Consider the following 14,617-nt stretch of genomic DNA (forward strand, 5'->3'; position numbering starts at 1 on the left):
TCCCCCTTGTCGAGGACCTCTTATCCGATGTCCAGCCGCCGCGCGATCCGCACCGTGCGCCGCCGCCTGATCCAGGTGGTGCCGGTGATCCTGATCGTGACCTTCGTGGTGTTCGGGCTGATCCAGCTGATCCCCGGCGACATCGCGGTGACGCTGGCCGGCGACAATGCCAGCGATCAGCGCCTTGCCGAAATCCGGGCACTCTACGGTCTCGATCGTCCCTTCCTGGTTCAGTATTTCGACTGGTTGTGGGGGGCGGTTCATGGCGACCTCGCCCGGTCGCTGATTTCGGGCGAGGAGGTGATGACCTCGCTCTCCCGCACCTTTCCGCTGACCTTGCTGATCGTGGTGCTGGCGATGCTGATCTCGATGGTGATCGGCATTCCGCTCGGCATTCTGGCGGCGCTCCGGCCCAATTCGATCATCGACGGCGCGGTGATGGGGCTGGCCTCGGTCGGCATCGCCATTCCGAATTTCTGGCTGGCGATGATCCTGGTCGCGACCTTCGCCCTCTCGCTCGGCTGGCTGCCGGCGACCGGGGCGGTCGCCTTTTCGGATGATCCGATCCGGGCGCTGGAACATGCGATCCTGCCCGCGACCGCGCTTGCCGCCGGCGGCATCGCCGAGGTGGCGCGCCAGCTGCGCACCTCGCTGGTCGATATTCTGGGCTCGCAATATGTCCGCACGCTCCATGCCAAGGGCCTGCCCGGCGGCGCGGTGCTCTGGAAGCACGGGCTCAAGAACGTCTCGGTCAACCTGCTGACGGTGATCGGCCTGCTGGCCAACCGCCTGCTGGCGGCGACCGTCGTGGTCGAGACGGTCTTCGCCATCCCGGGCGTCGGCAATCTGATCGTCAACGCGGCGCTCGCCCGCGATTTCCCGGTGGTGCAGGGGGTGGTGCTGACCATGATCATCTTCGTGGTCGGGCTGAACCTGATCATCGACATGCTCTATGTCGTCTTCGACCCGAGGGTACGCTGATGAGCCGGACCGCAACCCCCTCTGCCGCCGGGGCGGCGCCCCGCCGGCGCAACCCGGTGCTCGCCTGGATGCTGCGCGATCCGCGCGGCGCGCTCAGCCTGCTGGTGGTGGCGATCATCGCGCTCACCGGCATCTTCGCCGACCAGCTGGCGCCCTATTCGCCGATCGAGCAGAATTTCGACCTGATCCTGATGCCGCCTTCGGCCGAAAACTGGCTGGGCACCGACGATCTGGGCCGCGACGTGTTCAGCCGGCTGATCCATGGCGCCTCGGCCAGCATGTATGCCAGCGTGCTGTCGGTGTCGATCGCGCTGGTGATCGGCCTGCCGATCGGCCTGCTCGCCGGTTTCGCCGGGGGCTGGGTCGATGAGGTGGTCAGCCGGGTGATCGATGCGCTGCTCTCCTTCCCCGCCATCGTGCTGGCGATCGGCGTCACCGGCGCGCTGGGGGTCGGCCTCACCAACGGCATGATCTCGGTCGGCATCGTGTTCTCGCCGCTGATCGCGCGCCTGGCCCGCGCCCGGGCGCTGGTGGTGAAAGAGGAATTGTTCGTCGATGCCGCCCGCTGTTTCGGGGCAAGCCCGGTGCGCATCCTGGCCCGCCACATTCTGCCCAACGCCATCCAGCCGATCCTGGTGCAGGTGACCCTGCTTCTGGCCGGCGCGCTGCTGGCCGAAGCCTCGCTCTCCTTCCTGGGGCTGGGCGTTCAGGCGCCGGATGCCAGCTGGGGCTCGATGCTCGCCAAAGCCTATCTCTATATGGAGATTGCGCCCGAACAGATGGTCACCCCGGGCCTCGCCATCCTGGTGACGGCGCTCGCCTTCAACGGGCTGGGCGACAGCGTGCGCATGTTGCTGGACCCGACCACGCGCAGCGGCCGCTGACCGCCGCCGCGCCATCCTCCCGGAACGCTCACTGGAAGCGGCCTGCCGCTTCCGGTAGCGTTTTCGCGTGTCCGATCATGGAACTGCGGGAGGAAACATGTCCGAAGGTGCGGCCGAGGGCCGGCGGAAGCTGATCGACCGCTGGTGGCCTCTGGGCCTTGTGACGGCGGCGATCGTGTTCTTCGTCTGGCTGGCCGACGAGGTGATGGAGGGGGAAACCGAGGCGCTGGATCGCGCCGTGCTCAAAAGCCTGCGCAACCCCGCCGACCCGGCCGATCCGCTGGGCCCCCACTGGCTGGAAACCGGCTTCGCCGACCTGACCGCGCTTGGCAGCACCACCGTGCTGGGGCTGATGACCCTGGTCGTGGTCGGCTATCTGCTGATCCGCCGCAGCCGTGCGGCCGCACTGACCGTGGCGCTGTCGGTGATCGGCGGCACGGTGTTGAGCTTCGGCCTGAAACTGGTCTTCGAGCGGCCGCGGCCGGATCTGGTCGCCCATCTGGTGGAGGTGCAGACGGCGAGCTTCCCCTCTGCCCATGCCATGCTGTCGGCCACCACCTACCTCACGCTCGGCGCCCTGCTCGCACGGTTCGAGGACCGGCGGCGGCTGAAGAGCTATGTGCTGGCGGTCGCGATCGGGCTCACCTTTCTGGTCGGGATCAGCCGGATCTATCTGGGCGTCCACTGGCCGACCGACGTCATCGCCGGCTGGTGCGCAGGCGCCGCCTGGGCGGTCGCCTGTGCCCGGGCGGTACGGCGCCGATAATGACTTATGAGCACGGTCCTGATGGTGTTACGAGCTCACTGTCAACGCAATCTCATAAACCGTCGCAGGCAATATGAATGGTCCCGCCTTCAGGTAGAACCAGATCTGATTACCGGTGAGCAGCTGCCGCGCGCAGACATTGCTTGGTAGTGCAATAAATCTGCCGCAGGAGCCCTGCTGCCCAACCTATCCCGGATATCGGACCAGGAGTTTTCCCGGGGCAGAAGACGCCGGGGGCGACGGCTCGGCAAACTAACCGCCGGGGAAAAATGGAGCCCATGGTTACACTCTTCCGCCGGCGGTAAGGAAAGCAGATTGCATCAAAGGATGAAATCTGTGCCTGTCAAAGCATGATTTCCTTCGAGCAGGATCGCCAGATCTGAGAGGCGGTCGCCATCAATGTCGGCATAGACAATGGTGCCCTCACTGGTCAAGACATAACGAACTTCTCCGGCACTCCCTGTGTAGGCAGTCGTGCCAATGAAGGTGAAGCTCTGGGCGCCAGGAGAATTCACGTTCGCATCTATAAGAGAGAGATCAATCCGATCGCCCTCGCTGCTGCTGAAATCTTTAATGGTATCGCGGTTGGCGATCACTTTGGTACTCTCGCCAACGGAAATGTAGCGGAAGATGTCCGCTCCATCACCCCCCGCAAGCCGATCAGCTCCCATACCGCCGATCAGGATGTCATTTCCATAGCGGCCATCAAGGATGTCGTCTCCATCACGGCCGCTCAAAATGTCATTGCCGGAAAAGCCGATAAGGTGATTTGCATTGGCATCTCCGTCGAGCACGTCATCGAAGTTACTGCCATTGACATTCTCAATGGAAATCAGTCGATCCGCATCTGCCTCCCCTATGAAGCCTTGGCCCAAAGCAAGATCGACACGGACGCCAACATCGGACGTCGAGTAGGTAGCAATGTCGATGCCATGCCGGCCATCAAGGATGTCGGCACCGCCACGTCCGCGCAGGATATCGTTGCCGGCAAAGCCGATCAGATGATTGGCGCCTGCGTCTCCTTCCAATACATCGTCGAAGGTGCTGCCATTGACGTTTTCAATCGCGACGAGCTGATCGCCCTCTGCATCGCCTCCGAAACCTCGGCCCGAAGCGAGGTCGACACGGACGCCAATACTGGACGTGGAGTAGGTGGCGATGTCGATGCCGTCCCGCCCATCGAGGATATCGGCGCCGCCACGTCCGCGCAGGATATCGTTGCCGGAAAAGCCGATCAGATGATTGGCGCCTGTGTCTCCCTCCAGTACATCGTCGAAGGTGCTGCCATTGACGTTTTCAATCGAGACGAGCTGATCGCCCTCCGCATCGCCTCCGAAACCGCGACCCATAGCGAGATCGACATGCACGCCGACGGACGAGCTGGAATAGGTAGCAATATCAATACCGTCGCGGCCATCGAGGAAGTCTGCGCCCTGCCGGCCGCGCAGGACATCATCTCCGGAGAAACCGACAAGGCGGTTATTGCCGGCGTCGCCCTCAAGCACGTCATTGAAAGCGCTACCGTTGACATTCTCGATGGAAATCAGAATATCGCCAGCTGCATCTCCCAATGTACCGGTTCCGCTCGCGAGGTTGAGGTGCACCGCCGAGTTCGCATCCGTGTAAGATGCAATGTCGATGCCGGCACCTCCGTCAAGCCGATCTGCGCCACCACGGCCGCGCAGGACGTCGTCGCCGTCCCCGCCTTTCAGTGTGTTTGCCGTATCACTGCCGGAAAGCTGGTCTGCGTAGTAACTGCCGATCAGATCCTCAATGCTCCTGAGGATGTCATTCTCGGCATAGCCAGCCGAGCCGCTTCCTGACGCGAGATTGACGACGACGCCGCTCGTGCTCGTAAGGTAATTGGCTGCGTCGCGCCCCGCGCCCCCTTCAAATGTGTCTCCGCCAGCGCCAGCATAAAAGGTATCATTGCCACCCATGCCGCGGAAGATGCTGCCCGACGATGCAGCCTGGAACGTGTCCGCAAACTGGCTGCCAGCAGCAGCTTCAATGCCCGTAAACGTATCGCCGTCGGAACTTTTGCCGGTGCCATCAGAATACATCCGGATCGATACGCCTGCGGGATGGTCGGCAAAAGAAACGATATCGAAGCCGCTGCCACCGTGAATCTCGTCGGCGCCGCGACCGCCGGCCAGGATGTCGTCTCCTGCTCCGCCGTTCAGAACATCAGCATACTGTCCACCAGCGAGTACATCATTATAAATGGAACCCGTAATATCATCCTCGGCATAGCTTCCGAAAATAACAACAGGTCCGGTCTGTTCTGTCGTTACAGTTCTGTCGCTAGTTATTTGGACTGAAATGTTGTCACTCCCCAGCGTACTCTCAAGTCGGATTGTCTGAGTGAGGATCATCCGGGCGAAAGCGGGGGCGCTCATCTCCCAGGTGCTGAGGTATGAGAGGTCATCAGGATACAACGCCTTGAGGTCCGTATTAGATCGGAGTTCGTCGCGCACACTGTTAAATGTAGTGTCCTGCGCGATCCGGTAACTACTGAGGACGGAAGAGATATCCTCGAAGGACGCATTCGATCCAAATATTGTCAGGCCGTTCTCCACCACTGTGCTTGCATAAGTGCCGACTGAATCAAGTATGACTTGATTTTGTTCGAAAGCAGCCAGGAACGGCAACTCACCTGACGAGCCCAATACATAGTGCAGATAGTTGCCGACGAAGTTTGCGGCCACCTCGAAGCTGACATCAGCTACTGCTGTCAGGAAAGTGCTGGCATCTGCATCAACCTGCCCCTGGCTGTTGATCACCACATGCGTTTCGGCACCAATGTCCGTGCCAGCAGCGTTCTCGATAATTATCCAGCCATCGGGTGCATCAAATACTTCCGGTGTGTGAACACTGCCTTCATCCGGCGGAGTCAGCCAGTCATCGCCCCATATTGTCTCACGTGCACCGTCAATGGGCCCTTCTGTCACGACGATGCGCTCATGAGAACCATAGGATCCGATCGGCATGACTTCGACGAGCAACAGATATTGATCGCTCCATGTCGTCGTTTCTATCGCCGGTTCCCCCATGACGGTCGTCGAGCGGGTCGTTGATGTGGTGTCTAATGAGGTCCCATCGACAAACGTATAAGTCAGGGGGCTCGAACCATCGTAAATGGCATCAAGAGTAGCATCGCTGACCTTTGTACCTGTTACGACCCGGGAAACCTCCCAGCCTGCGGCGGGTACATCGAAACTGACATCGCCGCGCTGCACGATGGTCACATTCAGGATTGCCATCCCCGGCGTGATGTTGGGCGTGCCGGGCTCCTGAGCATAGTCACTTGCAATCGAGATCGTCCGATCACTGCCCAACCGCCACACGTAGACGGTGCGATCGACCGGGTACGTCGCTTGCGACACGGGATCGAGCCGGGGGATTGAGGAGAAGTTTCCTACCTCCGCCCAGAAGTCCGTTGCGTACGAGACGGGATCAGAAAGATCGTTTGGGTTGAAAGACAGGGGCATGAAACAACCTTTGGCATCATGGGGGTTGTGTTGCAGAGCACTCGGTCAGTTGGTTTACTGATGCATATGGTGCGTGTTAAGCGACATACCGATGCATTATGCCGCATTCTCGGCGACCAATGCAACCATACCGTTGCAATGTGCGTAGGGAAGGTCTGTGACTGATGGCCGTCGGCCCCGTAGCGGCGGCGGGCATATCCGGCGCCTGGCCGGCTGATCAATGGGGCGACCGAGGTAGTGGGGCCAGACCGGTCGGCCAGGTAACAGTTCAACCCGCCAACAGAGGTGACAGCTGTGCAGGACGGTCGCGTAGGTGCGACCGTCGCGGGGTAAGATAGCTGTGTCATGGATGGGCGGTTGTGTTCCGTGTCGGTATAGCTTGAAGCCGGCAACAGCATCGTGCAGTTGCGCCGTGTTTTCAGCATCGTCCTGGCGATGGGGCATAATGAGCTGTTACCTGTGTGTCCGGCCCGCAGCGCTACCCTTCTTTCCGGTTGCTCCGGATCCGCATTACGCATAGCTGAGCTGCGCGATCCGGATCCGGCCGGAGCTCACCGAAGCTGGTTGGGAGAAACGGTGAGGGCCATTTGGGGGCTCCGGCTGTGACGATCGCGGGCAATAAAATAGGCCTATACCATCATAAGATTTCTGTGTGATGTATCATGGATCGTCTCAACGGCAAGCAGAATGATATGTTACCGGATAAGTCGGAACCGGCTGTCGCAGCACCCCGCACGACAGCCGGTTCCGGCACAGGGCGCGTCTGGCGTTCAACTGGTCGCGAACAGCCGCCCGTCATCGTCGAAGGCCTTGAATTCAAGGGCATTGCCCGAGGGGTCCAGAATGAACAATGTCGCCTGTTCCCCCGGCTGGCCTTCGAACCGGATGCGCGGGCGGATCACCCAGCGCGTGCCCTCATTGGCTTCCAGACGCGCCGCAAGGGCCCGCCACTGATCCATGGTCAGCACCACGCCGAAATGCGGCACGGGCACGTCGTCGCCGTCGACGGGATTGCGGGCGGCGATGGCGCGGTCCAGCTTCGGGTCCAGATGGGCCACAACCTGATGGCCGTAAAGATCGAAATCGATCCAGTGCACGTCCTCGCGGCCGGTGCCGCAGCCGAGCACACCGACATAGAAGCTGCGGGTCTCTTCCAGGTCGAGCACCGGGAAGGCGAGGTGGAAGGGGCGGATGGCGGTCATTGCGCGTGATCCCATGTCTGATTGGCGCGGAGTCTCTCTGCGCGGCTGTACGGTCGTCCTCGGCCGCCATCATCTCTCATGCCGCTGGCGGATCAAATGGTGCCGGTTATCATATGCTGATGCCCCTGATGCATGAAAGGCGCCCCCTTGGCCACCGATGCCGCCGCCCGCCTGCTTGCCGCCGAACTCGCCGTGATCGAGGCGGCCTGCCGGCATATGAACCTGACCGCCGCCGGCCGTGAACTCGGCCTGGGCCAGAGCGTGATGAGCCGGCGGATCGCGGCGGTCGAGGCGGCGCTGGGCGTGCCGATCTTCCTGCGCGACGGCCGCCGGCTGCGGCTCAGCCCCCAGGGTGCCGCCCTGCTGCCGGCGATCCGGGCGGCGTCGGACCGGCTGGAAGCGGCGGTGGCCATGCTGGGTGCGGCCGGGCCGGACGAGGTGGCGGGCACGCTCAGGCTCGGCACCCTGCCGACCTTTGCCGCGGCCTGGCTGGCGCCGCGGCTGGCGGGGTTTGCCGCCCGCCATCCGGCGGTTGCGATCGATCTGTCGACCATCGGGGCCGATTTCGCCGATGGCCGCAAGGATGCCGTCACCTGGGACGGCGAGGCGGTCGACGCGGTGATCAGCTGGGGGCGGGGCGGCTGGCGGGGCTTCGCCGCCCGGCGCCTGTTCGACGAGCGGGTCATACCGGTCGCCGCCCCCGGCCTTGCCCTGCCCGACGATCCGGCACGGCTGGGCCGCGAGGGGCCGCCGCTCATCCGCCACACCACCCGGGCCGATCTCTGGCCCGACTGGGCCGGGGCTGCGGGCCTGCCGCCGCAGGGCTTCCGGCCCGCGCCGCAGGGGGCCGGGGCCGATGGTGCGGCGGGCCGGCGGGCGGAGCCGCGCTTCGAGCACTTCTTCATGATCCTGGCGGCGGCGGTGGCGGGGCTGGGCATCGCCCTGGTGCCCGAAGCCTTCGCCCGGGCGGATCTGGCCGCCGGCCGGTTGCAGAGGGTGGCGCCGGCCTTGCCGGCCCTGCGGAGCGGCGCGGCCTATTGGCTGATCACCACAGATGCCCTCAGCGCCCATCCGCGTATTCGCGCGTTCAGGGAGTGGATCACCGAAGAGGCCGCAGAGTGTGCAACCGAAACCGCCCAGAGTCTGGCGAAATAAATCTATCTATGGGATAGTCTGTTGCATTACGCATCACGACCGGAGCTTCCCTGCCGATGACTGCCCGTGCGGATCCAGAGCTGACCTGTGACGTGATCATGAAAGGGGGGATCACCTCCGGCGTCGTCTACCCCAAGGCGATCCTGCAACTGGCGGCGATGTATCGCTTTCGCAGTGTCGGCGGGACCTCGGCCGGCGCGATCGCGGCTTCGATCACGGCCGCGGCGGAATACGGCCGGGCATCCGGCGGTTTCGAGACCCTGGGCGCCATCCCCGACACTTTGCAGACCCGGCTGCTGGATCTGTTCCAGCCCGATCCGCGGGCGCGGGATCTGTTCGATCTGATCCTGACCGCGGGGCTGCAGCGCCGCCCGATGGCCGCGCTGCCGCTGCTGATCCGTGCGGGCCTGCCCTGGAACCTGGTCGCCCTGCTGCCGGGGCTGCTGCTGATCTGGTTCGCCCATGGCTGGGCCGGCTGGCTGGCGGGCGGCTTGCTCGCCCTGTTCCTGACGCTGATCGCCGGCGCCGGGATCGCGATCTGGCGGTTGTACCGCCTGTTGCCGACGCTGGATTACGGCCTCTGCCCCGGTTCGGCGCCGGACGGGGCGAGCCCCGGTTTTCCGCCGCTCTCGGACTGGCTGACCGACACGATCGACGCCGCGGCGCATGTGCAGGGGCCGGGGCAGGGGCAGGGGCGGGGCGGCCGGCCGCTGATCTTCTCGGATCTCTGGGCCGGCGGACCCGGCGGTATCGAGGGTACGCCGGCGCACCCCGCGATCAACCTGCGCACGGTGACCACCAGCCTGGGCGAACGGCGCCCGCGTGCGCTGCCCGATCTGGGCGACCGGAATTTCTACTTCGACCCGGCGGAGATGCGTCGCGCCTTTCCCGCCCGCGTGGTCGACCAGATGGTCGCCGCCGGCACCCGGCTGCTGGACGAGGCGAAGGCCCGCGACGGCGACAGGTTCATCTGGCCGGAATATGACGGTCGGCAGCTGATCGCCTTTCCCGCCCCTGGCGATCTGCCTGTGGTGGTGGCGGCGCGCATGAGCCTGAGCTTCCCCTTCCTGATCTCGGCCATTCCGCTCTACCGGATCGACTGGCCGACGAAACAGGCGGACGGCAAGGCGGTGATGCGCCGGCTGCTGTTCAGCGATGGCGGGATTTCGAGCAATTTCCCGATCCATTTCTTCGACGCCCTGCTGCCCACCCGCCCGACCTTCGGCATCAGCCTGGACCAGTATTCCGAAGACCGGCCCAGGCGGCGGGTGCATCTGCCGATGCCGGCGATCCAGGGCCAGTGGATCGCGTTACAGACCGTGGGCAGCCTGGGCGGTTTCGTGATGTCGCTGTTCAATGCCGCCAGCGAATGGCAGGACGAGCTGCGCACCGTACTGCCCGGCTATCGCGAGCGGGTGGCCCATATCTATCTGAAGCCCGACGAGGGCGGGCTGAACCTGGCGATGCCGCCCGAAACCATCCGGACCCTGACGGATCTTGGGCAGCGCGCCGGCCTGCTGATGACCGGAACCGCGCCCGCGGACGGGCCCGACGCCGCGAATTTCGATTTCGACGACCATCGCTGGCGTCGGTTCCTCAGCCTTTATGCGGCCTTCGAGGCGGCACTTCAGGGTGCCGCACCGGTCTGGGGCGATGCCGAGGATCCCGACAGCTATGCCGCTTTCATCGCCCGCACCCTCGACCATCCGGCCAGCTATTTTCAGTCCGACCCGGCCGACCGGCAGGAGGTTTTCCGGCGCATGGATCGGCTGATGCGCCTGGTGCGTGACGACTGGCCGACGCCCTTGCGCGACCACAAGGGACTGGTTCCCAAGCCGGAGACGAAGCTGAGGATCACGCCGGAGTTCTGACCCGAGGGGCAGCGATCAGTCTTCCGCCAGCAGCCAGGCGATTTCGGCACCGAGGCGCAGGTCGTCGACATGGCCGAAGGTCTTGCGCCGCACCCGGCCGGCACGGTCGAGCAGGATAAGGCTGGGCGTGCCCTGCAGGTTCCAGGCCGCCATCGTCAGCGGCAGCGGGCCCCGGGGCCCCGGCGCATCGATGCCCACCGGCACGGTGACGCGGTTTTCATGCAGGAAGGCGGTGAGCGCCTCGACCGTGTTGGCGGCGTGGTGTTCGAACACCGTATGCAGGCCGATCACCGCCACCCGGTCTTCGGGAAAGGTCTGGCGGACGCGCATCATCTGCGGCACGGCCTCGCGGGCGCAGCCGGTGCAGAACATCTGGAAGGCCAGGATCATCACGACCCGGCCTTCCAGATCCGGCAGCCGGATCGGTGCGGGCGTATTCAGCCACAAAGAGATTTCCGGTTCGGAAGGATGCGCCGGCAGGCGGCCGGCAGGGGTATCGCGCTGCATGTCGGGGGTCCATCTGGAGGGGGGGCGCTTGGGGAGGAGAGGGGCGTCAGGCGACAAGATGTTCAGCACAGTCGAGCCTGAGATGGCGGAGGCCCATAGGGGCACCCACCAGGGCACAGACATGGGGGCGGGCTGCATCGGGCCCGGCATTGCGGCGAAAATGCGCGCAGGTGACGCAGAGCCGTTGCGGTGCGATCACGCCCGCCTGCTGAAGCGCGTGGATCATGGCGATCAGGTCGCCCAGCAGTTCCGGCGCGCGATCTGACGGCAGGGTGGCTGCCGCGTCGACCAGGGCGGCGGGCGGGCGGGCGATGACGGCGGCAAGTGTGGCACCGGCCACCGTCAATGAAACCCCGACGGCACGCCCGTCATCAGCCGCGGGTTGCCGACGGATCAGGCCGCGAGCCTCCAGCGGACGCAGCGCATCGCTGACCGTCGGCTGGCGGAGGCCGGCGAGGCGGGCAAGCGCGCCGACCTTCGCCGGCCCGCGCCGTGCCAGCAGCGCCAGCAGCTGCGCCTGAAGCGGCGCCAGCCCCGCGGCGGCGTCGCGGTCCCGCGCCATTGCACGGCAGGCCGCCGCCAGACGCTCCAGGGCGTCGGCAATCCGCTCGGCAGGGGCGGGGGTGAGGTCGTCGAAATCGCTCATGGATGATTCATAGGATGCCTATGAAATCGCGTCAACGGTTTATTCATCCCGCCGGGATGCGGGGTGCGTGTCTGCGGCCGGCCCTGGCCGCGCGGTCAGGCTTCGAGGGTGAAGCGGCCGTCTTCCAGCCGCAGAACCTGGTCGGCCACGGCCAGAATCGCCGGCCGATGGGTGATGACGACTACGGTCGTCTCCCCCTTCAGGGCGTTCAGGGTCGCGCATAGAAGCTGCTCGGTTTCGGCATCCAGCGCGCTGGACGGTTCATCGAGCAGCAGCAGCCGCGGCCGGCGGATCAGGGCGCGGGCGATCGTCACCCGCTGACGCTCGCCACCCGACAGCCGGCTGCCCCGGTCGCCGAGCGGCGTGTCGAGCCCCGCCGGCAGGCTGGCGACCAGCGGCCCCAGCCCGGCCGCCTCGATCGCCGCCATCAGCGCGTCGTCGTCGACGGCATGACGATCGGGGTCGGCCGACCACAGCAGATTACGGCGCAGACTGGCGTCGGTCAGGAAGGTTTCCTGCGGGACCCAGCCGGCCAAGGGGCGCCAGAGTGCGGCCAGCGGTTCGTCGAGCGGCCGCCCGTCGATGGTGATCTGGCCCGCATCCGGCGACAGCAGCCCGAGGAGAAGATCGATCAGTGTCGTCTTGCCGGCGCCCGATGGCCCGATGATCGCGGTGACCGAACCCGCCCGGAAGCGGGCATCCACCCGGTCGAGCACGCGCTGGCCGTCGGCCGCGGCGCCCGCAGCCGCATCGCCGGGATGGCTGAGGCTGACGCCGGCAAGGCGGATGTCGGGGGCATGATCGCCCGGCGCCTGCAGGTTGGCCGGAACGGCAGGGCGCGCCTGGCGGTTCAGCCGGGCGGTGGCGGCGTTCAGCGCCACGATCGCCGGCAGCATATGTGCCACCCGCTGGGCCGATTGCTGGAATTCCTGGGCCATCGGCAGCAGGCGGCCGCAGATCACCGCCAGCAGGATCAGTTCGGGCCCGGGCAGTTGCAGCACCAGGGCGCCGGTCGCAACCAGCCCCGACAGTGCCAGCACCCCGACCAGCTGCATGACCAGCCGGGCATTGGCGCTGGCCCGGATGAAGGCAAGCATGCCGAGCCCGGTGTCGCGAAGGGCCGTGGCCGATATGGCGGCGTGCCGGGCCTCGACGCCCTGGCCCTTGGCGGGCTTCAGCCCGTCGAGGAAATCGCGAACCTCGCGCGAGGCGGCGGCGTGCAGGCCGGTCTGTCGCGTTCCCTGGGCGAAGCTCGATTTCGATCGGCGGCGCACCGCCATCACGCTCAATCCGCCGATGGCCAGCGCGATGAGGGTGAGCGTCGGGCTGATCAGGGCCGCCACCACGATCTGCGCCACGGCCATCACGCCCAGCGCCGGCAGGCGGAGCAACATGACCGTGCCGTTGACGATGCGATCGACCTCTGTCGTCAGCAGGCCCAGCAGATGACCGCGCGGCTCGGCCGCCAGCACCCGCCAGGGGGCTCCGGCCGCGGCGCGGAACAGGTCGCTGCGCAGCTGTGCGGCCAGATCGACGGTCAGGTGAAAGCTCTGGACTTCCCGGCCATACAGCAGCAGCCCCCGGATCACCGTCAGCACCACGAACAGGCCGAGCACGATCATCAGCCCGGCGGCAGGCGACAGGGTTCCGATCAGCCGGTCGATGAAGCCGATCCCCGTGCCGGCGGCCGCGTCGGCAGCGCTGTCGCTGCCCGGCAGCTGGATCAGGCGCAGCAGGGGCAGCAGCATGGCGAGCCCCAGGCTTTCCGACACGGCGGCGCCCAGCTGAAGCCCGGCCAGGCGCGCCACGCGACGCCGCCCACCCGCCCGCACCATGCGGCGGATCAGGTCGCGGAAGGCCGCGCCCGAGGTCATGGTCATCGGCCGCGGCGCCTTCCCAGGTGGTGAATGACGCGGTTGCGCACCACACGCCAGCCGCGCAGGGTCGGGTAGAGCCACAGCCAGTGGTCGGAAAGCCCGGCCTTGTCGACATCGGTCGCCAGGTTGAGGTCGAGCCTCAGCTGGGTGATCACATAGCCGGGGTCCCGCCGCAGGCGATAATTGTGCAGGGCGCGGCGAAGCGCATAGCGACGGTCGTGCTTTATGCCCCAGGCAGAGGCATCCGAATGGTGCAGCGAGACGAGCGCGAAGCCGTCGAGCGCCGCGCGCCCAGGTGCTGCGCTCACCCGGGCGCGCTCTTCATCGGTCAAGGGAATCGCAAACAGGCGTTCGGTCAGCGACATGGCGTGATCGTAAAGCGGTGCGACGCCCAGCCGTCGGGCCAGCGCCGCAACCTCGCGGCGATCCTCAGGGGTCATGGCACAGAAGACGGCCGCGAAATCCGCCACCCATTTCAGCCGGAACCAGGCATGGAAGGCGCCGTGAACCGCCAGATAGACCAGCTGCTGGGCATCGCCCATCATCGGCACGTCGACATCGTGCACCCGCTCGATCCGCCGGTTCTGCCACAGGGTTTCGAAATCGAGCGGCAGCAGCTTCCAATTGTTGAAGAGGCGCCAGTGACATTCGATCATCGGCCCGCCTTCATGCGGCAGGAAGGCCGAATCCTTGGCCCATTTGCGGTAATGTACCAGCCAGGCCGGCCGCCAGTCTTCGGCCGGGACATAGCGATAATAGCCGAAACCGGCAATCACCGCCTCGGCCTCGTCCAGGCGGGCGGGGTCTACCAGCACGTCGATATCGTTGGACAGCCGCAGTTCCGGACGGGCCATATAGCAGTGCCCCAGCATGCCGCCCTTCAGCGCCAGCGCCCGGATGCCTTTCTGTTGCAATGCGGTCAGCACGCGCAGCAGCAGGTCCATCTGCTTGCGCTGCGCCTGCACGGCCAGCATGGTCGCCCGGATCAGACTGGTTTTCAGATCGACCGGCATTGCACCGCCCGACACCTTCAACAGGGTGGGCGAGGCCAGCCCCTGGACGCGATGTCGTGCAATCAGCCGGGCGGTTTCCGTCCAGTCGCCAAGCGGCCCTCCGGGCCCCAGATCGACCGGCCGCGCCGCCGCTGCCACCGGGCCGCCGATGCCCTGCGCGACCGCCACGGCCAGGGCCGCCAATCCGGGATCGATCCCGCTTTCCGTCATCCACCTGTCCCCGT

General features: G+C 65.6%; 11 protein-coding genes. 5 read left to right on the plus strand and 6 right to left on the minus strand.

Features of this window, described 5'->3' with window-relative positions; all coding sequences use genetic code 11:
• Window positions 1-27: 27 nt before the first annotated feature.
• The 3 genes from CMO28_RS11665 to CMO28_RS11675 all read left to right on the plus strand — a co-directional run bounded on the left by CMO28_RS11665 (window position 28) and on the right by CMO28_RS11675 (window position 2,631).
• Complete coding sequence (locus tag CMO28_RS11665) at window positions 28-981, plus strand: ABC transporter permease (RefSeq protein ID WP_296713615.1); 954 nt, start codon at window positions 28-30, stop codon at window positions 979-981.
• Window positions 981-1,865 (plus strand): ABC transporter permease, encoded by an 885-nt coding sequence (locus tag CMO28_RS11670; RefSeq protein WP_062761858.1) that lies wholly within the window; start codon window positions 981-983, stop codon window positions 1,863-1,865. Before CMO28_RS11665 ends, CMO28_RS11670 begins: the two co-directional genes overlap by 1 nt.
• A 97-nt stretch (window positions 1,866-1,962) precedes the next feature.
• Window positions 1,963-2,631, plus strand: a complete 669-nt coding sequence (locus tag CMO28_RS11675) for a phosphatase PAP2 family protein (protein WP_296713617.1) — start codon at window positions 1,963-1,965, stop codon at window positions 2,629-2,631.
• 320 nt (window positions 2,632-2,951) lie between these two features.
• Here CMO28_RS11675 and CMO28_RS11680 read toward each other — a convergent pair whose 3' ends face one another.
• Together CMO28_RS11680 and CMO28_RS11685 are read right to left on the minus strand one after the other, a co-directional pair.
• Window positions 2,952-6,122: a hemolysin gene (locus CMO28_RS11680; RefSeq protein WP_296713620.1), complete on the minus strand. Its 3,171-nt coding sequence runs from the start codon at window positions 6,120-6,122 to the stop codon at window positions 2,952-2,954.
• A 770-nt stretch (window positions 6,123-6,892) separates the two neighbouring features.
• Complete coding sequence (locus CMO28_RS11685; protein ID WP_231889388.1) at window positions 6,893-7,324, minus strand: VOC family protein; 432 nt, start codon at window positions 7,322-7,324, stop codon at window positions 6,893-6,895.
• A 147-nt stretch (window positions 7,325-7,471) separates the two neighbouring features.
• On the opposite strand from CMO28_RS11685, the gene CMO28_RS11690 reads away from it, so the two are divergent.
• On the plus strand, window positions 7,472-8,479 hold the full coding sequence (locus CMO28_RS11690) for a LysR substrate-binding domain-containing protein (RefSeq protein WP_082828476.1): 1,008 nt from the start codon (window positions 7,472-7,474) through the stop codon (window positions 8,477-8,479).
• A 56-nt stretch (window positions 8,480-8,535) separates the two neighbouring features.
• Window positions 8,536-10,350: a patatin-like phospholipase family protein gene (locus CMO28_RS11695; protein WP_296713622.1), complete on the plus strand. Its 1,815-nt coding sequence runs from the start codon at window positions 8,536-8,538 to the stop codon at window positions 10,348-10,350.
• A 15-nt stretch (window positions 10,351-10,365) separates the two neighbouring features.
• Here CMO28_RS11695 and CMO28_RS11700 read toward each other — a convergent pair whose 3' ends face one another.
• The 4 genes from CMO28_RS11700 to CMO28_RS11715 all read right to left on the minus strand — a co-directional run bounded on the left by CMO28_RS11700 (window position 10,366) and on the right by CMO28_RS11715 (window position 14,603).
• The gene (locus CMO28_RS11700) at window positions 10,366-10,857 is read right to left on the minus strand and encodes a peroxiredoxin family protein (protein WP_296713624.1); all 492 of its coding nucleotides are present in this window, start codon (window positions 10,855-10,857) and stop codon (window positions 10,366-10,368) included.
• A 46-nt stretch (window positions 10,858-10,903) separates the two neighbouring features.
• Window positions 10,904-11,503 (minus strand): MarR family winged helix-turn-helix transcriptional regulator, encoded by a 600-nt coding sequence (locus tag CMO28_RS11705; RefSeq protein ID WP_296713625.1) that lies wholly within the window; start codon window positions 11,501-11,503, stop codon window positions 10,904-10,906.
• Window positions 11,504-11,598: 95 nt separating this feature from the next.
• Window positions 11,599-13,383 carry an ATP-binding cassette domain-containing protein gene (locus tag CMO28_RS11710; protein ID WP_296713627.1) on the minus strand — a complete coding sequence of 595 codons (1,785 nt, stop codon included), beginning with the start codon at window positions 13,381-13,383 and terminating at the stop codon, window positions 11,599-11,601.
• Window positions 13,380-14,603 carry a nucleotidyltransferase family protein gene (locus tag CMO28_RS11715; RefSeq protein ID WP_296713629.1) on the minus strand — a complete coding sequence of 408 codons (1,224 nt, stop codon included), beginning with the start codon at window positions 14,601-14,603 and terminating at the stop codon, window positions 13,380-13,382. Before CMO28_RS11715 ends, CMO28_RS11710 begins: the two co-directional genes overlap by 4 nt.
• Between the last annotated feature and the right edge of the window lie 14 nt (window positions 14,604-14,617).

It is taken from the genome of Tistrella sp., from assembly GCF_002684955.1.
GTDB classification, from domain to species: domain Bacteria; phylum Pseudomonadota; class Alphaproteobacteria; order Tistrellales; family Tistrellaceae; genus Tistrella; species Tistrella mobilis.

Bases quoted from the DNA above. Each gene is read 5' to 3' on its own strand.
- CMO28_RS11665 (WP_296713615.1), top strand. From the start codon at position 28: ATGTCCAGCCGCCGCGCGATCCGCACCGTGCGCCGCCGCCTGATCCAG.
- CMO28_RS11670 (WP_062761858.1), top strand. From the start codon at position 981: ATGAGCCGGACCGCAACCCCCTCTGCCGCCGGGGCGGCGCCCCGCCGG.
- CMO28_RS11675 (WP_296713617.1), top strand. From the start codon at position 1,963: ATGTCCGAAGGTGCGGCCGAGGGCCGGCGGAAGCTGATCGACCGCTGG.
- CMO28_RS11680 (WP_296713620.1), bottom strand. From the start codon at position 6,122: ATGCCCCTGTCTTTCAACCCAAACGATCTTTCTGATCCCGTCTCGTAC.
- CMO28_RS11685 (WP_231889388.1), bottom strand. From the start codon at position 7,324: ATGACCGCCATCCGCCCCTTCCACCTCGCCTTCCCGGTGCTCGACCTG.
- CMO28_RS11695 (WP_296713622.1), top strand. From the start codon at position 8,536: ATGACTGCCCGTGCGGATCCAGAGCTGACCTGTGACGTGATCATGAAA.
- CMO28_RS11700 (WP_296713624.1), bottom strand. From the start codon at position 10,857: ATGCAGCGCGATACCCCTGCCGGCCGCCTGCCGGCGCATCCTTCCGAA.
- CMO28_RS11705 (WP_296713625.1), bottom strand. From the start codon at position 11,503: ATGAGCGATTTCGACGACCTCACCCCCGCCCCTGCCGAGCGGATTGCC.
- CMO28_RS11710 (WP_296713627.1), bottom strand. From the start codon at position 13,383: ATGACCATGACCTCGGGCGCGGCCTTCCGCGACCTGATCCGCCGCATG.
- CMO28_RS11715 (WP_296713629.1), bottom strand. From the start codon at position 14,603: ATGACGGAAAGCGGGATCGATCCCGGATTGGCGGCCCTGGCCGTGGCG.